20 protein-coding genes and 1 tRNA gene are annotated in these 24,293 nt (G+C 65.2%); 13 read left to right on the forward strand and 8 right to left on the reverse strand.

Annotation, left to right across the window (positions count from 1 at the left end):
• Positions 1–35: 35 nt before the first annotated feature.
• Positions 36–1,670, reverse strand: a complete 1,635-nt coding sequence (locus tag B9Z03_RS26570; RefSeq protein ID WP_085466984.1) for an AAA family ATPase — start codon at positions 1,668–1,670, stop codon at positions 36–38.
• Between the two features lie 856 nt (positions 1,671–2,526).
• Between B9Z03_RS26570 and B9Z03_RS29615 the strand changes: the two genes are divergently transcribed.
• The 10 genes from B9Z03_RS29615 (at position 2,527) to B9Z03_RS26630 (ending at position 12,965) form a co-directional block, all read left to right on the forward strand.
• A complete protein-coding gene (locus tag B9Z03_RS29615) occupies positions 2,527–3,039 on the forward strand; it encodes a hypothetical protein (protein WP_139832402.1) in 513 nt (170 codons plus the stop codon).
• Between the two features lie 551 nt (positions 3,040–3,590).
• Positions 3,591–4,304: a protein TolQ gene (gene tolQ, locus B9Z03_RS26585; protein ID WP_085466987.1), complete on the forward strand. Its 714-nt coding sequence runs from the start codon at positions 3,591–3,593 to the stop codon at positions 4,302–4,304.
• Positions 4,305–4,328: 24 nt separating this feature from the next.
• Positions 4,329–4,781, forward strand: a complete 453-nt coding sequence (gene tolR / locus B9Z03_RS26590; protein WP_085466988.1) for a protein TolR — start codon at positions 4,329–4,331, stop codon at positions 4,779–4,781.
• 9 nt (positions 4,782–4,790) lie between these two features.
• Entirely contained in the window at positions 4,791–5,843 is a 1,053-nt protein-coding gene (locus B9Z03_RS29960; protein WP_176247649.1) for a hypothetical protein, read from the forward strand.
• A 56-nt stretch (positions 5,844–5,899) separates the two neighbouring features.
• Entirely contained in the window at positions 5,900–7,186 is a 1,287-nt protein-coding gene (tolB, locus tag B9Z03_RS26605; RefSeq protein WP_244561940.1) for a Tol-Pal system beta propeller repeat protein TolB, read from the forward strand.
• A 190-nt stretch (positions 7,187–7,376) separates the two neighbouring features.
• Entirely contained in the window at positions 7,377–7,883 is a 507-nt protein-coding gene (gene pal / locus B9Z03_RS26610; protein WP_085466990.1) for a peptidoglycan-associated lipoprotein Pal, read from the forward strand.
• A 197-nt stretch (positions 7,884–8,080) separates the two neighbouring features.
• Positions 8,081–9,088: a tol-pal system protein YbgF gene (gene ybgF / locus B9Z03_RS26615; RefSeq protein WP_085466991.1), complete on the forward strand. Its 1,008-nt coding sequence runs from the start codon at positions 8,081–8,083 to the stop codon at positions 9,086–9,088.
• Entirely contained in the window at positions 9,082–10,641 is a 1,560-nt protein-coding gene (gene tilS, locus B9Z03_RS26620; RefSeq protein WP_139832404.1) for a tRNA lysidine(34) synthetase TilS, read from the forward strand. The genes ybgF and tilS overlap by 7 nt, the downstream gene beginning before the upstream one ends.
• A gap of 108 nt (positions 10,642–10,749) precedes the next feature.
• Positions 10,750–12,690 (forward strand): ATP-dependent zinc metalloprotease FtsH, encoded by a 1,941-nt coding sequence (gene ftsH / locus B9Z03_RS26625; protein WP_085466993.1) that lies wholly within the window; start codon positions 10,750–10,752, stop codon positions 12,688–12,690.
• A gap of 185 nt (positions 12,691–12,875) precedes the next feature.
• Positions 12,876–12,965, forward strand: a tRNA-Ser gene (locus B9Z03_RS26630).
• 125 nt (positions 12,966–13,090) lie between these two features.
• Here the strand turns inward: B9Z03_RS26630 and B9Z03_RS26635 are convergent.
• Positions 13,091–14,029: an AraC family transcriptional regulator gene (locus tag B9Z03_RS26635; RefSeq protein ID WP_139832516.1), complete on the reverse strand. Its 939-nt coding sequence runs from the start codon at positions 14,027–14,029 to the stop codon at positions 13,091–13,093.
• 113 nt (positions 14,030–14,142) lie between these two features.
• On the opposite strand from B9Z03_RS26635, the gene B9Z03_RS26640 reads away from it, so the two are divergent.
• Positions 14,143–15,177: an SDR family oxidoreductase gene (locus B9Z03_RS26640; RefSeq protein WP_210191393.1), complete on the forward strand. Its 1,035-nt coding sequence runs from the start codon at positions 14,143–14,145 to the stop codon at positions 15,175–15,177.
• A 321-nt stretch (positions 15,178–15,498) separates the two neighbouring features.
• On the opposite strand, the gene B9Z03_RS26645 is transcribed toward B9Z03_RS26640, so the two are convergent.
• The gene (locus tag B9Z03_RS26645) at positions 15,499–16,299 is read right to left on the reverse strand and encodes an endonuclease/exonuclease/phosphatase family protein (RefSeq protein ID WP_085466996.1); all 801 of its coding nucleotides are present in this window, start codon (positions 16,297–16,299) and stop codon (positions 15,499–15,501) included.
• Between the two features lie 255 nt (positions 16,300–16,554).
• On the opposite strand from B9Z03_RS26645, the gene B9Z03_RS26650 reads away from it, so the two are divergent.
• Positions 16,555–16,896, forward strand: a complete 342-nt coding sequence (locus B9Z03_RS26650; RefSeq protein ID WP_176247650.1) for an ArsR/SmtB family transcription factor — start codon at positions 16,555–16,557, stop codon at positions 16,894–16,896.
• Entirely contained in the window at positions 16,893–17,816 is a 924-nt protein-coding gene (locus B9Z03_RS26655; RefSeq protein ID WP_085466998.1) for an SRPBCC family protein, read from the forward strand. The genes B9Z03_RS26650 and B9Z03_RS26655 overlap by 4 nt, the downstream gene beginning before the upstream one ends.
• 63 nt (positions 17,817–17,879) lie before the next feature.
• Here B9Z03_RS26655 and B9Z03_RS26660 read toward each other — a convergent pair whose 3' ends face one another.
• The 5 genes from B9Z03_RS26660 to B9Z03_RS26680 are packed head-to-tail and all read right to left on the reverse strand — an operon-like array spanning position 17,880 to position 24,251.
• On the reverse strand, positions 17,880–18,833 hold the full coding sequence (locus B9Z03_RS26660; protein ID WP_085466999.1) for an alpha/beta hydrolase family protein: 954 nt from the start codon (positions 18,831–18,833) through the stop codon (positions 17,880–17,882).
• Positions 18,830–19,852 carry an ABC transporter ATP-binding protein gene (locus tag B9Z03_RS26665; protein WP_210191394.1) on the reverse strand — a complete coding sequence of 341 codons (1,023 nt, stop codon included), beginning with the start codon at positions 19,850–19,852 and terminating at the stop codon, positions 18,830–18,832. Before B9Z03_RS26665 ends, B9Z03_RS26660 begins: the two co-directional genes overlap by 4 nt.
• On the reverse strand, positions 19,849–21,780 hold the full coding sequence (locus B9Z03_RS30350; protein WP_085467000.1) for a dipeptide/oligopeptide/nickel ABC transporter permease/ATP-binding protein: 1,932 nt from the start codon (positions 21,778–21,780) through the stop codon (positions 19,849–19,851). Before B9Z03_RS30350 ends, B9Z03_RS26665 begins: the two co-directional genes overlap by 4 nt.
• On the reverse strand, positions 21,777–22,721 hold the full coding sequence (locus B9Z03_RS26675) for an ABC transporter permease (RefSeq protein WP_085467001.1): 945 nt from the start codon (positions 22,719–22,721) through the stop codon (positions 21,777–21,779). The genes B9Z03_RS30350 and B9Z03_RS26675 overlap by 4 nt, the downstream gene beginning before the upstream one ends.
• A gap of 12 nt (positions 22,722–22,733) precedes the next feature.
• On the reverse strand, positions 22,734–24,251 hold the full coding sequence (locus B9Z03_RS26680; RefSeq protein WP_085467002.1) for an ABC transporter substrate-binding protein: 1,518 nt from the start codon (positions 24,249–24,251) through the stop codon (positions 22,734–22,736).
• Positions 24,252–24,293 lie beyond the last annotated feature (42 nt).

Consider the following 24,293-nt stretch of genomic DNA (forward strand, 5'->3'; position numbering starts at 1 on the left):
CGTTGTTCAACATTATCTTTCCGAAACTCCATTTTCTAGGCTAGCGCAGCTACAAGTCCGCCAAAGTGTCCGATCAGGGTTGCCCTGATTGACTCGTTATCACTAGCCAATTTACGAACAGCGGCTTCGTACTGGCCCCGGCTCTTGAACTGAAGAGCGTTCACAACGGCGGCTAGCGCCATCGTCTCGCGAATTGGATAGCGCCCCACGATCTTCTCAACATCTTTCGCGGCAATCCAGGACTGTAATTGTGCTTTTTCGGCTTGGTACATCGCCTGTGCGTCGACAGTGATATTGACGTTCTGGCCGCGTTGGATTGTCTTCCAGTCAGGCATTTGCATGCTAATCTTATCTTTGACAGCCTGCTCCGTCATCCGCGCGGCTAGCCGGTCAACCTCGGAGGCAATCGCAGCAACGAGATTCGCGCTGGCGGTTTGCATCACGTGCGCTGGGTCCTCCCCGACCACGTCACATTGCCGCTGGGCGACGGCGGCGATGATCGTGGGGCTGTAGTAGAGGGACTCGACTGAGTATACGGAGAGTGGGTAAATCCCCTTTGCGATAAGAGAAGAGCGCTGAGCCGGCGAAATCTGATCTTGATCGACTATACCGAATGCCTGCACCCAAGTGACCGCCTCAGCGTCGCGCACGCTGACAACGGCGTGCTCAACATCTCGGCAGCTCTGACGCGGGAAGATAGATACGCCGGGGAACAGCAATTCATAGAGCGGTTTGTCGAGGCTGGTAGAAGTGCCTTCGATGAAGAGCATCTTTCGACGCGAACCGATGATAGCCTCCTTGGTGGCATCATCGACCTCAATGCCTGGTTCAAGCACATCTAGGTCCCATGCAGTGACATCATTGCCTTCCGCCTTGGAATCGCGAACCAAAACGGTTTTCGCGGTCGGCATGCCAACTGGCAAACTGAGTTCATGGGTAGAAACAACGAAAGTGCAGTCTGGACGCTTACCGAAAAGCTGCAAAAGCAGTGGCGTCACGATCGAAGCGTGGAGGTGGCGCTCCGGTTCATCGACAAGTATTAGAGCACCCTTTTTTGCGGTCAGAATCGTTCCCGCAATCAGCAATGCGGCTCGCTCGCCATCTGACAGCAGCGCTATGCTGTAAGGCGTTCCTCCATTTTTGCTAGCAATGATAGTGCTGTTCTCTCCAATTTCCAGTTTGATAGAAATGCCCGACCCTGCAAATAACTCAGTGATTTCGGCAAGTGGCTGGGGTTCCGCTGCGAGCTTGACAGCCTCCACCTCGTTGCCTGATCGGTATGCGTCTGCGAGTTGGCGTGAGAGCTTATTGTCCGACTCAATTAGGTCGGCAATCACCAACCCTGATCGAACACCGGAATTCCACTCTTTCCAACGTGCATCGGGCTGACTATCTTGACCCCTAGTGTGTTGTTCATTTCTAATCTTGTCCTGTGGTGAGAATGGAACCGCATTGCTTTCCATCCACGTTTGACGGTGAGCGGAAATACGAACGGCATCGGCGTGATTGAGGCGGAATAGCGTAGATATAAGGCCGGATTTGCCAGCACCATTTGGCCCGACCACGAACAACGGAGCAGACGAAGATACGGGCAGTTGTAAAGCCGACCCATCAATCAGGCGCACCGTCGTGTTGAAGGTGGAGGGTACAATCGTTGAAGTTTTTGTCACGTCCTTATCTCTTGCAGGAACGAACTGTTGTACGGATTTCTAGCAAATTTGCTCAAGCTTGGAATAGGCTTCCAAACTGCGGATTTGCACTGCCGGGCTAGCGCTCAAGCGCGATACGTCCGGAGGCTAGATTCACCATGCTCGTCGCGATCCCGAAAACGGACTGACTGCTAACGGCCACGTTCAAGCCGAAATTCAGACGTCTTTCGAATGCCAAGCCTAGATTGGCGGCGGCAGTCCGAACGACCGCGATGGGTCGTTTTCTGTCTGAGACTTTCATGTAGTAACGGACCTGCTTCAGGCGGACTGTCCACTGCTTCGCCGGTGCCGGCCCTTGGCTCTGCGGTTGCCGCATTCCTCCGCCAATGGGTCGCGCCCGCCTGCCCTGTCGTTCATTATGGCCGGGCGTTCGACCACTATGAAAGGTCCACCTGACCTTTCATGTCGCGTTTGGGGAGACGCCGCGCCCTGAAACGACGGGGCAGGTGGAATGAGGCCCGCCCCCCCGGCACGCCCAGCCCATGGTCTCGTGCCGGGCACGCGCCCCCTCCACCACGCTTCGCGTGGTCCTTGGGGGGCGAGCCACTTGTCTAGCCCGTCCTACGGCCCCCCCGCTTCGCAGGGGAGGATATGCCGGCCGCGCGGTCGCGCCTGATCCTCCCCCGTTCACGGGGGAGGGGGACCATGCGCAGCATGGTGGAGGGGGCGCGGGTATGGAGAGGGGACCGCCGCAGGCGGTGGTGGGACGGAGGACAAGTGGGCCCGTCTGTGCGACCTCGCCCGGCAGCCGAAAACAGAATCTTAACGCCCGGCAGACATTAGTAGCGACACACGTATACGTTGAATGGAGTGTCATGTGCTCTCGATCAACACAGTTTCCAGCACACGCACCGCTCTCGTATTGCTTGCCGGGCGAGCAGAAACGCGTCACGTATTCGCGTCGAAGACAGCCGCCGGAGTCGGCCCGAGTCCGGGTGGAAACGTAACGCCGCTCGTCGGCGACGCACTCCTGCAGATCGCCGACCTGACCGCTCGACTGGGCGCAGACAGCGCGTCTGTCCGCCCCCAAGCTCAACTTGAGGGGGTGAATTTCGAGGACAAGGTGATGAGTTGGCTGTCACGAATCTACGAAGACGATGAAGGTTTCCAGCAAGCAGTCGCCAACGGCACGCTGAATGTTCAGCGCGCCGTGGACGTCGAGGCACTCGGGTTCCGTTCCTACATCGTCGACGTGCAAAAGAACGGCAATCACCTGGGATCGGCAGGAGCCGTCACGGTCAACAAGCAGTATCTGAGCGACCTCAGAGCATCCGGCGGAAATCACATCGTCGGGACAGCGGAAGGACAAGATTACTACGTCACATGGTGACGGACGCATTTCTGGACATGAGCCCGCCTTCTCAAGGGGGAATGAAGCTCCCAATGGGTGGGCCCGATGCTCCGCTACCTCGGATGTCCATTCTTTTCCAGTGCAGCGACGGTCCAAGGTGGTCGTCTTTCCGGGGCTGCGCAGCGGAACCCGGAAGCCAGAGGGCAGACGCCGCCGCGTGAAACGCCGCGCATCCGGCCTTCTCCAGCTTCGTCACGAGCGACAGCGTGCGACTTGCCGAGGTGGCGACCTGGATTCCGGGTTCCGCTGCGCGGCCCCGGAATGACGCAGGGGATGTGCCTCGCTCATCCGCGCGACGCCCCATCCTAACCTCTCCTTAACCATAACGGTCCATTAAGAACCAAAGGGAAATCGGAGCGAATTCGCTGCGCCTTCCTTTGACCAAAATTGCTCACGAAAAGGCGCCATCTGGCGCATTCGGGGCATTTCCGGCGGTCGGGGGCGGAAACCCTGCGGTCGGGACAGGACGATTTGGGACGGTGCGCGTGGGCTAGCCGCTGCAAGGCCCGTCTTTCTGGGACAGTCACTTCATGGAAACTTTGCCTCTCGCAACCTCTGGCGGCGAACTCTCGATCTGGGAACTCTTCTGGCAGGCCGGCTGGGTCGTCAAACTGGTGATGATCGGCCTGATCGCCGCCTCGGTGTGGACCTGGGCGATCATCATCGACAAGATCATCGCCTACGGCCGCATGCGCTCGGCGCTGAACCGCTTCGAACAGGTGTTCTGGTCGGGCCAGTCGCTGGAAGAACTCTACCGCACCCTGTCGGAGCGCAAGACGACGGGCATGAGCGCGATCTTCGTCGCCGCCATGCGCGAGTGGAAGAAGAGCTTCGAGAAGGGCGCGCGCACGCCGATGGGCCTGCAGATGCGCATCGACAAGGCGATGGATCTGGCGCTGTCGCGCGAGATGGAGCGGCTGGAGAGCCGCCTCGGCTTCCTCGCCTCGGTCGGCTCGGCGGGCCCGTTCATCGGCCTGTTCGGCACCGTCGTCGGCATCATGACCTCGTTCCAGGCGATCGCCGGCTCGAAGTCGACCTCGCTCGCGGTCGTGGCACCCGGCATCGCCGAGGCGCTGCTGGCCACCGCCATCGGCCTGCTCGCCGCCATTCCCGCCGTCATCGCCTACAACAAGCTGACGGCCGACGCCGGCAAGATCGGCGCGCGCATGGAAGGGTTCGCGGACGAGTTCTCCGCCATACTCTCGCGACAGATCGATGAGAAGGTCGGCCAGAAGGCGGCCTGACGCAACGGCTGACAGGAGACGATCATGGGAATGTCAGCTGGGGCCGCGAACGGCGGTGGCGGTAGACGCGGGGGGCGCAGGCGCGGCGCGCGCGCGCCGATGTCGGAAATCAACGTCACGCCGATGGTCGACGTCATGCTGGTGCTACTGATCATCTTCATGGTCGCCGCGCCGATGATGACCGTCGGCGTGCCGATCGACCTGCCGGAAACGCAGGCCAAGCCGCTGAACGCGGAGACGCAGCCGATCACCGTCTCGGTCAACGACAAGGGGCAGATCTACCTGCAGGAGACGGAGATCCCGATCGAGGAGGTCGTGCCGAAGCTCGAGGCGATCTCGAAGACCGGCTACGAGGAGCGCATCTACGTGCGCGCCGACAAGGCCTCGCAATACGGCACCGTGATGCAGGTGATGGCCCGCATCTCCGCCGCCGGGTTCAAGAACCTCGGCCTGATCACGCTCCAGGAACAGGAATAGTCCCCACCGATGAAGGCAGGGCTGTCCACATCGCTGGTCTTGCATGCGGCACTGATCGCCTTCGGCCTCGTCACGCTGAAGGCGCCGGCGGCGCATGACGTGGGCGACGTGCAGGCCATACCGATCGACATGGTGTCGATCGAGGAACTGACGCAGTTGCAGCAGGGCGACAAGAAGGCGCCCAAGGCCGAAAAGCCGGCCCCGAAACAGACGGAGCGTCCGCACACCGTGCCGGATGCCAAGACGATCGGCAACAACGACATCGACCTGGACGACGTGCCGAAGCCCGAGGCCTCGCCGCGCAAGATCGACACGGCGTCGGCGCCGAAGCCGGAACCGGCTCCCAAGCCCGAGCCGAAACCGGAACCAAAGCCCGTCGAGGCGAAGCCGGAGCCCAAGCCCGCGCCGCAGCCGGAAAAGGTGGCGGAGGCGCCGCAGCCGAAGCCCGAGCCGGTTCCCACCCCCGACCCGGTGCCGGAGACGGTCGCGTCGACCGAGACCGCGCCGGCGATGGAGTTCCCCGACCAGCTGCCGAAGCCCGAGTCGCGGCCGCAGCCGCCGAAGCGCGAGGTCGCCAAGGCGGAAGAGAAGAAGCCGACCAAGCCGACCGAGGACAAGACCGCCTCGACCGACCAGGACCTGGAATCGATCCTCGACCAGGCGAAGGCGCTGGTGACCAAGGAAAAGCCGGCCGGCGGCGGCGCCAAGCGGTCGGAACAGACCGCATCGCTCGGCACCGACCGGCCGAGCAGCGCGCAGAAGCTGTCGGCGAGCGAAATGGACGCGCTGCGCCAGCGCCTCGCCAGCTGCTGGAGCATCCCGGCCGGCGTCGACGACGCCGAGCTCCTGAAGGTGTCGGTGCGCTTCCGCCTCGACCGCTCGGGCGAGCTCGAGGCGCGCCCGGAGGTCATCCGCGGCGGCGCCTCCTCGGGTCCGGGCCGGACCGCCGCCGAATCCGCCGTGCGCGCCGTCTCCAAATGCGCGCCGTTCAACCTTCCCGCCGACAAATACGAGACGTGGGCCGAAGTCGTCGTGAACTTCGATCCCAGCGACATGTTCTGATCGGACAGCAGAAGCGAGAGATGATGAAATCTATCCTCAAGCCACTGATCGTTGCGATGGCGCTTGCCGGCGCCACCCTTCCCGCCATGGTGACAAGCGCCAGCGCGCAACTCGAGATCGACGTCAACAAGGGCACGATCGAGCCGCTGCCGATCGCCGTGACCGACTTCCTGTCGGGCAATGCGCTCGGCGCCGAGATCTCGGGCATCATCGCCGCCGACCTGCAGCGCTCCGGCCTGTTCGCGCCGATCGACAAGGCCGCCTTCATCGAGAAGATCTCCAATCCAGACGCCGCCCCCCGCTTCGAAGACTGGAAGGTGATCAACGCCCAGGCGCTGGTGACCGGCCGCGTCACCGAGGAGGCGGACGGGCGCCTGCGCGCCGAGTTCCGGCTGTGGGACACGTTCGGCGGCCAGCAGCTCGCCGGCGAGCAGTTCTTCGCCACCAAGAGCAATTCGCGCCGCGTGGCGCACATCATCGCCGACGCCATCTACGAGCGGCTGACCGGCGAGAAGGGCTATTTCGACACCCGCGTGGTGTTCGTCGACGAATCCGGCCCGCGCAATGCGCGCAAGAAGCGGCTGGCGATCATGGACCAGGACGGCGCCAACCTGCGCTACCTGTCCGACGGACGCGAGATCGAGCTGACGCCGCGCTTCTCGCCGATCCGGCAGGAAATCACCTACATGTCCTATCCGAACTCGGGCGCGCAGCCGAGCGTCTACCTGCTGCAGATCGAGACGGGGCAGCGCGAGGCGCTGGGCGGCTCGAACGCGATGAGCTTCTCGCCTCGCTTCTCGCCCGACGGCCAGCGCGTGATCCTGAGCCTCGAGATGAACGGCGTGTCGAACCTGTTCACCATGGACCTGCGCAACCGGCAGATGACGCGGCTGACGACCTCGAACGCCATCGACACCTCGCCATCCTATTCGCCCGACGGGTCGCAGATCGTCTTCACCTCCGACCGCGCCGGCTCCGAACAGCTCTATGTGATGGGCTCGGACGGCTCGAACCCGAACCGCATCTCCTTCGGCGGCGGCAAGTATTCGACCCCCGTCTGGTCGCCGCGCGGCGACCTGATCGCCTTCACCAAGCAGACCGGCGGCGAGTTCCAGATCGGCGTGATGCGCCCGGACGGCTCGGGCGAGCGGATTCTCTCGACCGGCAACCTGCAGGAAGGCCCGACCTGGGCGCCCAACGGCCGCGTCGTGATGTTCTTCCGCCAGGCGGCGGGCTCGGGCGGGCCGAAGCTGTTCTCGGTCGACCTGACCGGCCGCAACGAGCAGCAGATCCCGACGCCGAACTTCGCCTCGGATCCTGCCTGGTCGCCACTGCGCGAGTAGCGGAAAGGCTGAAAAGCCGCGGTTTCGCCGCATTGCGGCCACCGCGGCGCGCCAATCTCGTCATACCAGCATCGAACCGATCGAGGGGCCGGGTGACGTTTCATTAACCATGTTCGTTGAACGCCGGTTAACCCAGATGTGGTTACTCAGGGATCAACGAAAACAGTAAATTTGCGAAGGAGCCGCGCGGATGCGCCGTATCGCAGCACTCACCACGAACCCCGTCGCCATCGCGCTGATCGCAGCCCTTGCGGTCACCGGCTGCGCCTCGAAGAAGGCGCCGAACTCGGCCGCCGACCTCGGCCTCAACGCCGGCAACAACGCAGCTCCGGGCTCCTCGCAGGACTTCACGCTGAACGTCGGCGACCGCATCTTCTTCGACACCGATTCCTCGGTGATCCGCGCCGACGCGCAGCAGACGCTGGCCAAGCAGGCGCAGTGGCTGAACCGCTACTCCAACTACAAGATCACTGTCGAAGGCCATGCCGACGAACGCGGCACGCGCGAATACAACATCGCGCTCGGCGCCCGCCGCGCCGCCGCCACCCGCGACTACCTCGCCTCGCAGGGCGTCCAGGCCAGCCGCATGCGCACCATCTCCTACGGCAAGGAAAAGCCGGTGGCGCTGTGCGACGACGCCTCGTGCCAGACGCAGAACCGCCGCGCTGTCACCGTTCTGGGCGGCCAGGGAAGCTGAGACAGCCTCCAAAGCTGACTTCCGCGCAACACCGGCGGAAATTTCCCGACTAGCGGCCCTCGTGGCCGCTTTTCGCATTCGAGCGGGCGCTGTAAACAAAATTTGGCCGAACTCTACCGGCCATTTATCCGCCGAACGAAGGGGAGCGCTCGCGTTTTCTCCTTCACAAGTCCAGACACGCCCAGGTCAGACCGCCTATGAGATTGCTTTCCCTTGTCCTTGGCGCGCTTGCGCTGCCGCTCGCGGCCATGACGCCAGCCGATGCGGCCGACGACGACGCAGCCGCCACCGAGATCGTCGACGATTCGCCCTTCGACGTGTTCCCGGCTGCCGTCAGCGGCTTCCTGCCGCTGCGCTCCAGCGAGACGCCTGCCGAGCCGGTCTACCAGCTCGCCCAGGCAAGCGACCCGCGCGTGGTCGGCCTCGAGGAGCAGATCCGCCAGCTCAACGGCCGGGTCGAGGAGATGAACTTCCAGATTCTCCAGATGCAGGAGCAGATGCGCAAGATGCAGGAGGACGTTGACTTCCGCCTGCAGGAGCTGGAGCAGAAGAAGTCCGACGCCGGCAGCACCGCCCCGTCGACCGAGCCGCGCCGGAACGTGGCGGAGGTGACCGAGGGCGCCCTGCCGCCGCCGTCGGCGCCGTCGCCCTCGATCGCTCAGGCGCCCGCTGCCGGCCCCGGCGCGCCGGAGAAGCCGCTCGGCTCGATTGTCTTCGACAAGGACGGCAACGTGGTCGGCGGCACGCTCGACCCGGACGCCGTGAACGAGGCGCAGGCCGACACGGACGGCGCCACCGTCGCCGCCGTCTCGCCCTCCTCCAGCGACCCGCAGGAGCTGTACCGCAACTCCTACGAGGCGATCCTGTCCGGCGACTACGGCACGGCGGAAGCGGGCTTCCGCCAGCACATCGAAAAATTCCCCTCCGACGCGCAGACCGCCGACGCCCGCTACTGGCTGGGCGAATCGCTGCTCGGCCAGCAGCGCTACCGCGACGCGGCCGAGGTGTTCGTCGACGCCAACCGCTCCTATCCCAACGCCCGCAAGTCGCCCGACATGCTTCTGAAGCTCGGCGTGTCGCTTTCCGCGCTCAACCAGCGCGACGTCGCCTGCGCCACCTTCACCAAGATCAACCAGCGCTATCCGAACAGCTCGAGCTCCTTCAAGGAGCGGGTGAAGCAGGAACGCGCGCTCGCCGGGTGCTGACCGCCGCCTCCGGACCCGATCCGGCCGGCCTCGCCCCGGACCGCCTGTTTTCAGGCATCGACTTCACCACATCGCCGGCCGTTTTGGTCGCCGTCTCCGGCGGCGGCGACTCGATCGCGTTATTGCATCTGCTCGCGCGGCACATTGCGCGCGCACGGATCGTCGCGGTCACCGTCGACCACGCCCTGCGGTCGGATTCGAAGCGCGAGGCCGAGGAGGTCGGCGCATTCTGCGCCGCGCTCGGCGTCCGTCACCTGATCCGCACCTGGCATGGCGACAAGCCCATCACCGGCCTGTCGGCGGCGGCCAGGGACGCGCGCTACCGCCTGCTGGCGGAGGCGGCGGACGATGTCGGCGCGACGCTGCTTGTCACCGGCCACACCGAGGACGACCAAGCCGAGACGGTGGCGATGCGCGCGACGCGCGGCGAAGGCCGCGGGCTCGCCGGCATGGCGCCCGCGACTCTGCTGGACGGCTGGCTGTGGCTGGTGCGGCCGCTGCTGACGACGCGCAGGGCAGCACTCAGGGACTATCTGCGGGCCGAGGGCATCCGCTGGGTCGACGACCCGACCAACGAGGACGCAGCTTATGAGCGCGTGCGCGTGCGGCGCAGGCTGGCCGACCCGACCGCGTTCGCGCAGGCGATCGAGACGGCGCGGCAGGGCGCGCGGGAGCGCGAGCGGCTGGGCGAGGCGGCCGCGGCGCTGATCGCGGCCTGCGCCCTCCCCGCCCCTGGCCTGATCCGCCTCGCCGTGGGCACGTTCCTCTCCGCGCCGCGCGACACCGCGACCTATGCGCTGAGGCTGCTGCTGGCGACGGCCGGCGGCGGCGAGCACCTGCCTGACGAGCCGAGGACGGCCACCCTGCTCGACCGCTTCGCCGAGCCGGCCTTCCGCGCCTCACTGGCGCGCGCGACCGTCGAGCGGCGCGGCGAGGCGGTCTTCATTTATCGCGAGCCGCGCGGCCTGCCGGAACCGGGCCCCGCGCTGGACGGGCAGATCTGGGACGGGCGGTTCCGGCTCGGCAATGTCGAGGGCGAGACGATCGGCCCGGCGGGACGCTCAGGCCGGCGCGAGGACGTGGTGGATGGCGTACCGCCGGCGCTGGCCCGCGCGGCAGCTGCCGCCCGCCCGGCAATGTTCCGCGGCGAGGAATGCCTCGGTCTGCTCGACGGGCAGAGGAATATGGATCTACCCCCACCCCTTACCCCTCCCCGCAAGGGGGAGGGGGATTCTGAGACTCCGGCACTGGTCCCCAACCGTGCCAGGGGGAACGCAACGCCGGCGCCCCCCTCCCCCTTGCGGGGAGGGGTCCGAAGGACGGGTGGGGGTGCCCCCTCCGCAGAGATTTCAGAGCGCTCACTTAGTTTTGACCCAGCCGCGCCCGGCATATCCCCTTCGCTCGGCCGGCCTTTCGCCGTGCCTCTCGTGGCGCCCTTCGCGCGGATCATGCCCGCGTTCGACCTTGCGCCCGCGCGGGCGCTGATGAAGCTTGTCGGCGGCGAATTGCCGCCCCCGCCGCCTTATGCCGGCCACACTGCACCGGAAGCTTAACCCAATGGTAGCAGCGTGCTTGGCAAGGTGTGCGGGCCTACCTATGTTAGGCATCAACAATACCCACTCTGACGGGCGTCAGGTTCTGCGACGCCAGCGGGACACGAGATGAATCCGAATTATCGCAACCTCGCGCTCTGGGCGATCATCGCCGTGCTGCTGATCGCGCTGTTCAACCTGTTCCAGCAGAACCCGCAGCAGCGCGGCGTTTCGCGCGAGGTGGCCTATTCCGAATTCCTCCAGGACGTCGATTCGGGCCGCGTGAAATCGGTGACGATCGCGGGCGACCGCATCAGCGGCACCTATTCCGACAGCTCCAGCGGCTTCCAGACCTATTCGCCGGGCGACACCACGCTGGTCTCGCGCCTCGAAGGCAAGAACGTCACCATCAATGCACGGCCCGAGAACGACGGCTCCGGCTCGATCTTCTCGATGCTGATCGGCTGGCTGCCAATGCTTCTGATCCTGGGCGTCTGGATCTTCTTCATGCGCCAGATGCAGTCCGGCTCCGGCCGCGCCATGGGCTTCGGCAAGTCCAAGGCCAAGCTGCTGACCGAGGCGCACGGCCGCGTCACCTTCCAGGACGTTGCCGGCGTCGACGAGGCCAAGCAGGACCTGGAGGAGATCGTCGAGTTCCTGCGCGATCCGCAGAAGTTCCAGCGCCTCGGCGGCAAGATCCCGCGCGGCGTGCTGCTCGTCGGCCCTCCCGGCACGGGTAAGACCCTCATCGCCCGCGCCGTCGCCGGCGAGGCGAACGTGCCCTTCTTCACCATTTCGGGCTCCGACTTCGTCGAGATGTTCGTCGGCGTGGGTGCTTCCCGCGTCCGCGACATGTTCGAGCAGGCGAAGAAGAACGCGCCCTGCATCATCTTCATCGACGAGATCGACGCGGTCGGCCGCCATCGCGGCGCCGGCCTTGGCGGCGGCAATGACGAGCGCGAGCAGACGCTGAACCAGCTGCTTGTCGAGATGGACGGCTTCGAGGCCAATGAGGGCATCATCCTGATCGCCGCGACCAACCGTCCCGACGTGCTGGACCCCGCGCTGCTGCGCCCGGGCCGCTTCGACCGCCAGGTGGTGGTGCCGAACCCGGACATCATCGGCCGCGAGAAGATCCTCAAGGTGCATGTGCGCAACGTGCCGCTGGCGCCGAACGTCGACCTCAAGGTGCTCGCCCGCGGCACGCCCGGCTTCTCCGGCGCCGACCTGATGAACCTCGTCAACGAGGCTGCGCTGATGGCGGCGCGCCGCAACAAGCGGCTGGTCACCATGGCCGAGTTCGAGGACGCCAAGGACAAGATCATGATGGGTGCGGAGCGTCGCTCCAACGCCATGACGCAGGCCGAGAAGGAGCTGACCGCCTATCACGAGGCCGGCCACGCCATCACCGCGCTGCACGTGCCGTCCGCCGATCCGCTGCACAAGGCGACCATCATCCCGCGCGGCCGTGCGCTCGGCATGGTCATGCAGCTGCCCGAGGGCGACCGCTACTCGATGAGCTACAAGTGGATGATCTCGCGGCTTGTCATCATGATGGGCGGCCGCGTTGCCGAGGAGATCAAGTTCGGCAAGGAAAACATCACGAGCGGCGCCGCCTCCGACATCGAGCAGGCGACGAAGCTGGCCCGCGCCATGGTCACCCGCTGGGGCTTCTCCGACAAGCTCGGCCATGTCGCCTATGGCGACAACCAGGAGGAGGTCTTCCTCGGCCATTCGGTGGCGCGCACCCAGAACGTCTCGGAAGAGACGGCGCAGATCATCGACGCCGAGGTGCGCCGCATGATCGACGACGCCTATGTCGAGGCCAAGCGCATCCTGACCAAGCACAAGAAGGAATGGACTGCGATCGCCGAGGGGCTGCTGGAATACGAGACGCTGTCGGGCGACGAGATCCGCCAGTTGATCAAGGGCGAGAAGCCGGCGCGCGACCTCGGCGACGACACTCCGCCCTCGCGCGGCTCTGCGGTACCCAAGGCCGGCGCCACCGGCGGCGGCCGCCGCAAGAAGGGCCCCGAGCCCGAAGGCGGCATGGAGCCGCAGCCGCAGTAAAGGCTGCGCTGCGATGCATCGATTGAGGAAGGGCGCCGGGAGGCGCCCTTTTTGCATGTCGGCGCCTTCTTCTCGCATCGTGCTCGACAAGTGCCGCAGCGATGAAAATGCGCGATTTGCGTCTTGTTTCGGCGGCGTTGCTTAGCTATGTGTCTGCCGCGCCTTCTGGCGCGACCACGCGATCCGGAGAGGTGGCAGAGTGGTCGAATGCACCGCACTCGAAATGCGGCATGGGTGTAAGCTCATCGGGGGTTCGAATCCCTCCCTCTCCGCCATTCGCCGGATACATTGACAGGGTATCGCCCTAGTCATCGTTCAGATAGATGGTTGCTAGGCGGTCGGTCTAAGGGACAGGCTTTCGCACGCCCTACCAGGCAGAATAACCCGGTAATACGCGAAACTACCCTACGTTTCTCTCAACGAAGGGGGGCATGTGGTTTCGGTATGCCCTGGGTGAATGGCCAGTCACGCGCTTGAAGGCATTGCTGAAAGCGCTCTCGGAAGCATAGCCGAGCGATTGGCCGATAGCCGCCACTGGAGCGGCCTTGTCCCGCAAGGCGCGCTCGGCAAGGCGCATACGCCATTCGGTAAGATAGGTTAGCGGTGCAACACCCGCGACCATCTTGAAATAGGAAGCGAACGTCGTTCGTGACATCGCGCACGCTCGGGCGAGTTCCTCCAGATGCCAAGCACGGCCCGGATCGCCATGCATCAGCCGGAGGGCTGGGGTAATGCGCGAATCGCCCAGTGCGCGCAGCCAGCTTGCCGATATGGGAGCTGCGGTCTTCAGATGCGCCCGCAAAATCTGAATGAACAGAAGTTGGGCGAGATGCGCCGAGGCGAGTTGCGTGCCGGGGAATTCCGCCTCCCGTTCCTCGACAAGCTGGTCGAGAAGGTACCGAAAAGCCGTCGCTTGCGGCGAGGTAGCTGGTACGTGAATCCAGGCTGGCAGAACGTTCGCCAGCAGCCGTCCGCTCACTGGATCGAGCAGTACATGGCCACCGATATGCGCGAAGTCCTGGCCATCACCAAGCTGCGTCGTCGACTTGCCGGTGCCGGAAAACAGAGGCATCGCGTCAACCGGGGCAATGCTCGGATCGCTAGATAGAACGAAAGACCGTCTCGCCGTCAGAAGGCCCACGTCTCCGGTTTCAAACCGGGCCGGTTTCGTCTCGCCGTCGATGCTGACCCAGCAGTGGCCTTTCACGATGGCGAAGAACTTGATCTTGTCGGGCGCCGGAAAACGGATCGCCCACGGACCTCCCGCTGTGAAACCTCCCGTTACGAGGGACGCCACATTCGTGAGTTTGAGGATGTCGGAAAAGGGGTCGGCCTGCATTTTCGTACTTTCACGCAAGTAGTGCGGACGATTAAGCATTCATGATCCGCCTTTCTGGCCCTAACTCATCAAATCATTGTCATTTCGATGGTCAAGTGACCCAGGAGATCTGCGTGCGTGAAGAACTGGTACTGGTAACGGGCGGAACCGGGTTCATAGCCCAATACTGCATCCTGGCGCTGCTGGACGCCGGCTATCGTGTGCGAACGACTGTCCGTTCGCTATCGCGGGAAGCGGAAGTGCGCGCCCACCTCAAGGTGGGCGGCGCGGAACCGGGCGATCGCCTGTCGTTTGTGACCGCCGATCTCTCCGCCGACGCTGGTTGGGCGGAGGCGACCGCCGGATGCACTTATGTGATGCACGGGGCTTCTCCAACACCGACGGGCAATCAAACGAGCGAAGAGGAGTGGATCAAGCCTGCGGTCGATGGCAATTTGCGAGTGCTGCGCGCCGCGCGCGATGCCGGGGTCAGGCGTGTTGTGCTGACGTCCGCCTTTGGTGCGATCTGTGCCGGGCACGGGCCAATGACGCGTCCCTTCAACGAGACTGATTGGAGCGACCTGACAAGCAAGAATATCTGGCCCTATCAGAAATCAAAAACATTGTCAGAGCGGGCGGCCTGGGACTTCATTGCCCATGAAGGACAGGGCTTGGAACTGTCAGCTGTCAATCCGGTCGCGGTGCTGGGGCCGGTGCTCGGTGCCGACTATTCCCACTCCATTCGCCTGATTAAGAACATCATGGATGGTCAGCCGGGGAACCCCAAGATCAATTCAGGCTTTGTCGACGTACGAGATGTGGCCGACCTGCATTTGCGCGCCATGACCCACGAGACCGCCAAGGGGGAGCGCTTCCTGGCGATCGCCGGCGAAAGCATGTGGTTGGCTGACGTGGCCAAGGTGCTGAAAGCGCGTATGGGGTCGGCCGCAGACAAGGTATCGACGCAGGTTCTGCCCAACACGGTGGTGCGCCTCGGCGCGCTCAAAGATCCTGCGTTGAGAGGGGCCATCCCACTATTGGGGCTCAATCTGAATGCCACCAGTGAAAAAGCCATACGCTTGCTCGGCTGGACGCCGCGTCCGTGCGAGGAGGCTATCGTCGCCTCCGCCGAGAGCCTGATCCGGCTGGGCCTGATCAAGGGCGGCTGACGGCCTCCCCTTGCCCACCTGTCCGGAGATACGACCACCGTCTCTATGCTGCTCTGGGGCAGAGAGCCGCACTGCGCCTGTTCAGTTGGCAGCCTGAACAGTTTAGTGCCAGACTTGCTGCTATGGACAGACTTCACCGCAGCGCAAAACACAGCATCTATTCTGCGAAGGAAATGGCCTCACAGGCATTCCATGTTGCCGGCGCCCACAGCGAACGGGGGCGCTTGAAGCGGGCATATGTGGCCTTCACATGGGACGATAGCCGTGCGGACAAGGCCGACCTTCGATCGCGAAGGGTGGGCGGCCGTTCCGACGTTTTGGCTATAGCCGGAGAACCAGGGGACAGTGATCCGAGACTTCCGGATCGCGAATGACGTCGAACGACTTCACTGCTTCCACGCGATTCACAAGCATATAGTCCGCGAACCGGCCCGGCTTCCGGTATTGAGTGCTTCGGGTGGTCTCGATACCGCGCCCTGTCACCAGTTCGTGCAGTCCGGCATCGGCGAGGATCGCGAGCGTTTCACTGCCTGGTTCGACATTGAAGTCGCCGCAGACCACCACCACGTCACCCGGCTCTGAAATCTGCCGGGAAAGATCGAGCAACCTTCGTGCCTGCGCGGCACGTTCGGGGGTATCCATCTTGCCGTTCAGATCGCGCAGTCCGTGCATATGCGTGATGCTGACGGCCCGCTCGGCAGCGTAATCATAGACCCTGACGCCATGGGCGCTGCGGGATCGCGGATGATCGCCATAGCCGACCGGCGAAAAGCCCTTGTGAACAAAACCCTGAATCTGACCGACGATAGGGAAGGATCGACGCACGAACGTAGCCAGCCCCCATTGCGAGGGGACCGGTCGATCTCCGTCCCAGAGAACGCCCTGCGCCGCCGGACAGAAGATTGCGACATGACCGGGCAAGGCAGTCGAGACATCGCGAAAGAAGTTGGCGCGCTGCGGCAGCACGTGATCGCCATCGCGATAGGTCAGCCAGTCCTTCTCGGACTCTGGACTGTGAATGACTTCCTGAAGGCATAGGACGTCGGGATCGCTGATTTCGACATAGGGCAACAGCTTTCCGTGCAGCTTTCCACCCCAGCCGTTCAGGCACATTATCTTCACGGGTCCGTCCTTCGAAGTCAGGCGAATCCGATTTTCGCGGCATTGGAGAACACCCGCAAGTCGGGCTCGCGTCGGGCTCTCGCGGCACATCTCGGAAATATCTGCTTTTCAATGGCGGTGAGAGGTCATCGCTCTGGAGCCAATCGAGCATCGGAGGGCCTGCCGACTCATCCATCCGCCTTGCCGGCTCGATGATACTTAGCAAAGCGGCAAACTTTTCCTTGCGCGTTCCGCACCCTGATGATAGTTAGCAATATGACTAAGCATCAGCCGGAACTCTCGCTGCTCTTCCATGCGCTGGCCGATCCCACCCGCCGGTCGATCCTGACCCGGCTGGCGGAGAGGCCGGCCCGGGTTACGGATCTGTCCGGTCCGACGGGGCTGCGCCTGCCGACGGTGATGCGGCACCTTTCGGTGCTGGAGGAGGCGGGGCTGATCGCCACGTCCAAGGACGGGCGGGTGCGCACCTGCGCCATCGTGCCGGAGGCGCTGGATCCGGTGCGGACATGGCTCGACGAGCAGCGGGCGATCTGGGAAGGCCGGCTCGACCGGCTGGAGGCACTTGCGATGAAGGCAATGAAGGAGCGCACGGAATGACATCGAAACTGAACCCGCAGCGCAAGCCCGCGGCCCGCGACCAGGCGGACGGCCGCTTTGCGACGCTGACCTTCGAACGGGACGTGGCCGCGCCCTTGTCGGCGCTGTGGCAGGTCTGGACGGCGCCAGCCGCGCGGGCGGTCTGGTCCTCTCCCTCGCCTTCGGTCGTCGTGGAGTTCCTCGAGGCCGACACCAGGGTGGGCGGGCGCGAAGTCTCGCTCTGCAAGGTCGCGGGCGAGCCCGACACGCGCTGCGAATGCGGCTGGCTTGCCTTGGAACCCGCGCTTCGCAGCGTGAACTGCGAGGTGATCTCGTCCGAAGGCGTGACGCAATCGGCGGCGCTGGTGACAGCGGATTTCTCCGGCACAAACGAGCGCAGCCGGGTGGTCGTGACCGTGCAGCTTTCCTCGCTGGCGAAGGACATGGAGGCCGGCTACCGGCAGGGATTCGACGGGGGGCTGGACAATCTCGGCGGCGTCGCCGAGCGCACCATGGTAATCCAGCGCGTCATACGGGCGCCGCGGTCGATCGTCTGGAACACCTGGGTGAACGCCGAGACGCTGCCGCAATGGTGGGGGCCGGACGGGTTTTCCTGCCGGACGAAGCGGATCGACCTGCGCACGGGCGGCGAGTGGGTGTTCGACATGATCGGGCCCGACGGCACGGTGTTCCCGAACCACCATCGCTATATCGAGATCCGCCCGGAGGAGAGGCTCGCCTACACGCTGCTGTGGGGCGAGAACGGACCGAAACACGCCGACGCCTGGGCCTCGTTCGAGAGCGAGGGCGAAGCGACGAAGGTGACGCTGGGCATGGTGATGAGCACGAAGGCCGAGTTCGAGGAGGCGAAAGGCTTCGGCGCGATCGAACTGGGCATGCAGACGCTGGGCAAGCTGGAGCGTCTCGTCACATCGCGATAGTTGCCGCGGCCCAGCGACCGATCTCCAATGCGGTCGTGAGGCCGCGTTGGCGGAGAAGGAAGGCTACTTTCTGCTGAAGGCCAGGCGGCAGGGGCCGATCGTCGTGTCGATGGAGGCGAGCCATCGGCGTGCCGTGGGAATGTTCCTGACATGGGCGTCGAGGAAAGCGAGGGTAAGCTGGCGCAGGGCCGCTTGCTGGGCGGGGACCTGGGGCTGGACGCCGTTGTCCGAGAAGCCGCCGAGGTAGTGGTCGGCCTCGTCGAGGACGGCGAGGTATTTGTCGCCGGCGGGGGCGAGGTCGTAGGGTTCCGACTTCCAGCGCCAATCGCCGCCCTTGGCGCCACGGTCGAGCGTGCCGGTGACGGTGAGGACGGGACCCTCCATGCCGTCCCACGAGCCGTCGCGCAGGCCCTGCTGGTCGCGGCCCTGGCCGCTGAGCAGGATGGCCGCGGCGAAGCGGTCGTCGCGGAAGCGGCGTGCCTGCCCCTCCAGCAGGTTGATCTCCGCGCCGGCGAGGAGCTGCGCGGTGTAGGCGCCGAAGGAATGGCCTGCGATGGCGCCACGGACAGGCTGGTCCGGCCGGCCGCTCGTGGCCTCGAACACCCGATCGAGACTGTCCATCACCCGGCCCACTGTCGCCACCCTGTCCAGCCAGCGTTCCGGCGCGTGCAGGATCTCGTGCATGCGCGGCCAGATGTCCGGCATCTGCCACCAGCGGGAGAGATCGGCGTCCGGGTCCAGGCCGAGCGCCGGCTCGGCCCGGGCCACGCGCCCGATCGCATCGGAAAAGGTCGGCTGGATCACCAGATAGCCGTGGCGAGCCCAGTGGCGCGCGAGATTGGCATATTCGCGGCCGTTCGAGCCCAGACCGTGGCAGAACAGGACGAAGGCCAGCGGCGCGCGGCCGGACGGCCAGCGGCAGGTGAGGCCCGGCCCGATGCCGGGCGCGCCGGCGATCACGTCGTCGGCCTCGCGGACATCTCCGGCGGGAATGTCGCTCACATAGACGCCGCTCATGCGGGCACACTCCGGTTTGCGGGGCCGCCAGGCGAGGCGGTGCGGTCGAGAAGGAAGCAGGCCGCCGTGCCGCCGCCCTCGACCGGATAGGCAGGCGGCATCTCCTCGGCGCAGCGCGGCATGACGAAGGGGCATCGGTTGCGGTAGGGACAGCCCTGCGTCGCAACGCGGGGAGCCTCCTTCACCGGCGCGGCCTTGCGGGTTGCCCTTCGCCTGCGCTGGGCCTCGGGATCGAGCAGCGGCACCGCATCGAGCAGCGCCTTTGTGTAGGGATGGGCCGGAGAGCGGTAGACCCGGTCCGACGGACCTTCCTCGACGATGTGCCCGAGATACATCACCGCGATCCGGTCCGAGATGTGGTGGACCAGCGCGAGGTCGTGGGCGATCAGCAGATAGGCGATGCCGAGCGCATCGCGGCGCTCGTAGAGCAGGTTGATGATCTGGTTCTGGGTGGACACGTCCAGCGCGCTGACCGGCTCGTCGAGCACGATGAGCTTCGGCGTCAGCGCCAGCGCGGAGGCGATGGCGATACGCTGGCGCTGGCCGCCGGAGAACTGGTGCGGATGACGCTCGAGATGCTCCTCGGACAGCGAGACCAGCCGGAGCAGCTCGATGGCGCGGGCCCGCCGCTCGGCCCTGCTCATCGTCGTGTGGACGCGCAACGGCTCGGTGACGATGTCCTCGACGGTCATCGATGGGTTGAGCGAGGAATAAGGGTCCTGGAACACCGCCTGGATCTGACTGCGCACGGCCGGCGGATAGCGCGTGTTCATCGAGGTGAGCTCGACGTCGCCGAAGCGGATCGATCCGCCATTGGCCGGAACGAGGCCGAGCACGGTGTTGGCGATGGAGGACTTGCCGGAGCCGGATTCGCCGACGAGGCCGAGCGTCTCGCCGGCCCGGATCGACAGGTTCGCGCCCCTGACGGCCTGGAACGCCCTGCCCTTGAGCCCGAACAGGGAACGCCGCCAGTAGGTGACGTCGAGATCGCGGATTTCCAGCAGCGCTTCCTCGCTCACGACGCGGCCTCCAGCACAAGCTCCTCGGCACGGATGCAGCGGACCAACCGGTCGGCACCCGTGAGCGGAATATGCCGGTCGCAGGCTGCGATCCTGAAGTCGCAGCGGTTCGAGAAGCGGCAACCCACCGGCCAGGCGCCGGGGCGGGGCACGCTGCCGCGAATGGTGGGCAGCGGCGGATTGCGGTCGGAGGCGTGCGGCATCGCCGTCAGGAGGCCGCGCGTATAGGGATGGCGCGGCCTGGCGAACAACTGGCCGACCTCGGCCATCTCGACCATCTCGCCCGCATACATGACGCTGATGCGGTCGCAGATGTCGGCGGCGACCGCGAGATCGTGCGTGACGAAGAGGATCGCCATGCCGAACTCTTCCTGCAGGTCGCGGAAAAGGTCGAGGATTTCCTGCTGCACAGTCACGTCGAGCGCGGTGGTGGGCTCGTCGGCGATCAGCAGCGAGGGGTTGCAACTCAGCGCCCTGGCGATCGCGATGCGCTGCGCCATGCCGCCGGAAAGCTCGTGCGGGAAGGCGCGAGCCCGCTCCTGCGGCCGCGGGATGCCGACGCGGTCGATCAGCGCGACCGTCTGCTCCCACGCCGCCTTCTGCGACAGGTTCTTCTTGGCGCGCAGCACCTCGGCGATCTGGCTGCCGACGGTGAAGGCGGGGTTGAGGCTGGTGGTCGGATCCTGGAACACCATCGCGACCTCGTTGCCGCGGACCTCCTCCATCTGGCGCGGCGACAGCGCGCGCAGGTCCCTGCCGTTCAGGATGATCGAGCCGCGCGTCGTGCGCAGCGCAACGCTGGTCAGCCCGAGGATGGCGAGCCCGGTCAGGGTCTTGCCGCTGCCGGATTCGCCGACGAGGCCCAGCGTCTCGCCTTTCGCGATGGAGAGGGAGAGGTTGGAGATGAGGGGCAGTCCCTCTCCTTCAGCGGAGGACAGCGCCACCTGCAGGCCCTCGACGCGCAGAACCTCGTCGGGGCGCGGGGGCGGAAGCGGGCTGTCCGGGACGAAGTCGGCGACCGCCGCCACGGCGCGCGGGGCCGGTGCCTGCGGCTTTGCCGCGACGGCGACGCCGCGACCGATCGAATCGCGGATCACGTCGCCGATCAGGTTGACCGACAGAACCGTCGCGATGATGGCGATGCCGGGCGGAATGGCGAGGAACCAGTGCAGATCCATGAAGGCGGCGGCGGTGCTGAGCATCGTGCCCCAGCTCGCATCCGGCGGCTGCACGCCCAGCCCGATGAACGAGAGCCCGGCCTCGGCCAGCAGCACGGCGCCGACGGTCAGCGTGATCTGTACGATCAGCGGCGGGGCGATGTTCGGGAAGATGTGGCGCAGGAGGATGCGGCCGTCCGACGCGCCGATGACGCGGGCCGAGCGCACGTAGACCTCCTCGCGCTCGGCCAGCACCACGCCGCGCGCCAGCCGCAAGAAGGAGGTCGAGAACAGGATGCCGAGCGCCACCATCGCCTTGTGCAGCCCCGTGCCGAGGAGGGTGAGGATGACGATCGCGACCATGATGCCGGGGATCGCGACGATCGCCTCGACAATGCGCATGACGATCCAGTCCCACCAGCCGCCGCGATAGCCGATGAAGAGGCCGAGCGGCACGCCGATCAGCACGGCGATCGAGGTGCCCTCGGCGGCGGCGATGACCGCGATCCGGCAGCCGTAGATGAGGCGCGACAAGACATCGCGACCGAGGTCGTCGGTGCCGAGCCAGTGCTGCGCCGAGGGGCCCTGCAACGACTGGATCAGGTTCTGCTTGAGCGGATCGTAGGGGACGATCACATCGGCGAAGATCGCAAGAAATACGAGCAGGGCGAGGACCCCACCCGCGACTGCGACGATCGCGAAGGAGCCGCCGACCAGCCGTCGCGACCGCCGCGGACGCGTCGCCGGGGTTTGATTGGACGGGGTGCTCAAGACGGACGGGCCTTGGGGTTGAGGAAGCCGTAGACGATGTCGGTGGCGAGCTGGACCAGCACCACGAGGCCGACCATGACCAGGACGAGCCCCTGGATCATCGGGATGTCCTGCTGGCGCACCGCCGTGATGGCGAGGGTGCCGAGGCCGTTGATGGCGAAGACCTGTTCCACGATCAGCGCGCCGCCGAGCAGCACGGTGATCTGGAAGGACAGGATGGCGACGACCGGAACCATGGCATTGGTGAGCGCATGCCGCAGGATCACCCGTCGCGACGACAGGCCCTGCGCGCGGGCAGCGCGGATGTAGTCCTGCTGCAGCACGCCGACCATCGCCGACCGGACCTGGCGCGCGATGGCCGCGCTGGACGACAGACCCAGCGCCAATGCCGGCAGGGTGACGCTGCGCAGCCATTCCCAGGGCGACGTGGAGATCGGCGTGAAGCCGGTCGCGGGAAAGAGGCGCAGGTTCACCGCGAAGATCGCAACGAGCAGGAGACCGAACCAGAAGTTCGGGATCGCCTGTCCGATGGTGGCCCCGACCGTGGCCAGCCTGTCGACCCACGAACGCGGCCTCAATGCGGCGGCCACCCCCGCCGCGATGCCGACCAGGACGGCGATCAGGGCGGAGACGGCTGTCAGCGAGAGCGTCACAGGAAGCCGCTGCATCACGGCCGACGAGACGCTGACGCTGTTGAAGAAGGAGGTGCCCAGGTCGCCCTGAACGGCGCGACCCAGCCACTGGAAATAGCGCACGACCACGGGCTCGTTGAGCCCGAGCCGCTCGCGCACCATCTCATACTGCTCCTGCGTGCCGGTGTCGCCGATGATCAGGTCCACCGGATCGCTCGGCAGCATGGACGTAAACGAGAACGTCAGCACCGAGACGATGAACAGGAGCGGCACCAGCGCAGCCAGCCGCTGTACGATAAGCCTGAGCATGGGATCCGATCGTCAGTCGTTGGCCTTCAAGCCGCGCAGATTGATCGAATCCTCGCCGTAGCGATAGACCACCGTTGGATTGCTGGCCGTCTTCTCGCTGACGCCGATGAGGATCGGCGAGCTGGCGACGAAGATCAGGAAGGCCTCGTCCGCCAGCCTGGCGGCCATCTTCTTGTAGACCGGCGCGCGAACCTCGGTCTCGACCGATTCGAGGCCGGCCTTCGCCAGAGCCAGCAGCTCCTCACTCGGCTTGGCCTTGAAGGGATTGTAGTTGGCGTTCTCGTAGATGTAGCGCAGGGCCAGGAACTTCGGATCCGTGTTGGTTTGCCAGACCAGGTTGGTCGCCGGATAGTTCGTGGTGCGGCTGACGCGTGCCAGCGTTCCGGGTTCCTGTGGAACGATGTTCATCGTGATGCCGATCTCCTTGAAGAAGCCGGCAAGCGCCTCGAGCCGAGACTGGTAGAGCGGGATCGACGGCATGTCGAAGCTGAATCCATCCGGGAACTTGGACTTGGCCATGTATTCACGCGCCTTGTCGACATCGTAGGCGTAGACACCCTCCAGGGCGGGATCGTAGGCCCAGTGGCCCTCGCCGTACGGCTGGTAGGAATCGACGGCGAGACCGAACTGAACCGCCTTGCCGAAGGCCGTCCGGTCGATCGCGAAGGCCATCGCCTTGCGCACGTTGATGTCGGCGAAGGCCGGGATCACGGTGCCCTCGCGATCCGATATGATGATATGGTAGTTCAGCCCCCCGGTGCCGCGGATGAGCTTGAGATCGGGGGTGCGGTCGATGATCGCCGACTGCGGATTGGCAAGCCAGTTGCCAGCGTCGATCTGGCCGGTCTTCAGCGCGTTGAGGCGCGCGGTGTCGTCCGGGATCTCCCAGACCTCGTAGCGCGCGAGGCCGATCTTGTCCTTGTCCCAGTAGGTCGGGTTCGGCACGTAGACACGCACTTCGCCTTCGCGCGATTCTTCCTTCTTGTAGACATAGGGACCCGTGCCGACCGGATTGCGGTCGAGAGCCGGATCGGCCATCGCGGCGGGCGCGATCATCATGCCGCCCGTGTAGCAGAGACTGTCGATGATGGCCGGATCGAACTCCTTGAGCTTGATCTTCAGCGTATGCTCATCCGCCGCCGAGGCGGACTCGACGGTCTTGAGGCCCTCGATGATGCCGAGCTTCACGCCCCGGCTTATGTTCGCGGCCGCGGCCTCGGCATTGAACGGCTCGCCGTTCGAGAACGTGACGCCTTCGCGGAGCGTAATCATGACGTCCAGTCCGTCCACCTTGTAGCCGGTGGCCAGAAGCGGCTGGACCTCGCCTTTGGGTCCCTTTTCGAACAGGGATTCATAGACGGGCCGCAGGAAGGGCACGCCGCTGCCGCTCTGCTGCTGCGGGTCCATGGTGATGAGCTTCACCTGCTCCGCATATTTGAATGTCCCACTGCCCTGCGCCCAGGCCGGAGACCCGGCGAGCCCCAGCGCGACTGCGGCGACAAGTGCTGTTCCTGTGATCCATTTTCTCATTTCGGCCCTCCCAGCCTATGTGGCGCCGCCGGCGGCGGCTCA

Source organism: Mesorhizobium australicum, from assembly GCF_900177325.1.
Taxonomy (GTDB): domain Bacteria; phylum Pseudomonadota; class Alphaproteobacteria; order Rhizobiales; family Rhizobiaceae; genus Mesorhizobium_A; species Mesorhizobium_A australicum_A.

Coding starts and splice junctions, on each gene's coding strand:
- B9Z03_RS26660 (WP_085466999.1), bottom strand. CDS start 18,833: ATGAGCGGCGTCTATGTGAGCGACATTCCCGCCGGAGATGTCCGCGAG.
- B9Z03_RS26655 (WP_085466998.1), top strand. CDS start 16,893: ATGACATCGAAACTGAACCCGCAGCGCAAGCCCGCGGCCCGCGACCAG.
- tolR (WP_085466988.1), top strand. CDS start 4,329: ATGGGAATGTCAGCTGGGGCCGCGAACGGCGGTGGCGGTAGACGCGGG.
- tolQ (WP_085466987.1), top strand. CDS start 3,591: ATGGAAACTTTGCCTCTCGCAACCTCTGGCGGCGAACTCTCGATCTGG.
- pal (WP_085466990.1), top strand. CDS start 7,377: ATGCGCCGTATCGCAGCACTCACCACGAACCCCGTCGCCATCGCGCTG.
- ybgF (WP_085466991.1), top strand. CDS start 8,081: ATGAGATTGCTTTCCCTTGTCCTTGGCGCGCTTGCGCTGCCGCTCGCG.
- B9Z03_RS26650 (WP_176247650.1), top strand. CDS start 16,555: ATGACTAAGCATCAGCCGGAACTCTCGCTGCTCTTCCATGCGCTGGCC.
- ftsH (WP_085466993.1), top strand. CDS start 10,750: ATGAATCCGAATTATCGCAACCTCGCGCTCTGGGCGATCATCGCCGTG.
- tolB (WP_244561940.1), top strand. CDS start 5,900: ATGGCGCTTGCCGGCGCCACCCTTCCCGCCATGGTGACAAGCGCCAGC.
- B9Z03_RS26635 (WP_139832516.1), bottom strand. CDS start 14,029: ATGCAGGCCGACCCCTTTTCCGACATCCTCAAACTCACGAATGTGGCG.
- B9Z03_RS26675 (WP_085467001.1), bottom strand. CDS start 22,721: ATGCTCAGGCTTATCGTACAGCGGCTGGCTGCGCTGGTGCCGCTCCTG.
- B9Z03_RS29960 (WP_176247649.1), top strand. CDS start 4,791: ATGAAGGCAGGGCTGTCCACATCGCTGGTCTTGCATGCGGCACTGATC.
- B9Z03_RS26680 (WP_085467002.1), bottom strand. CDS start 24,251: ATGAGAAAATGGATCACAGGAACAGCACTTGTCGCCGCAGTCGCGCTG.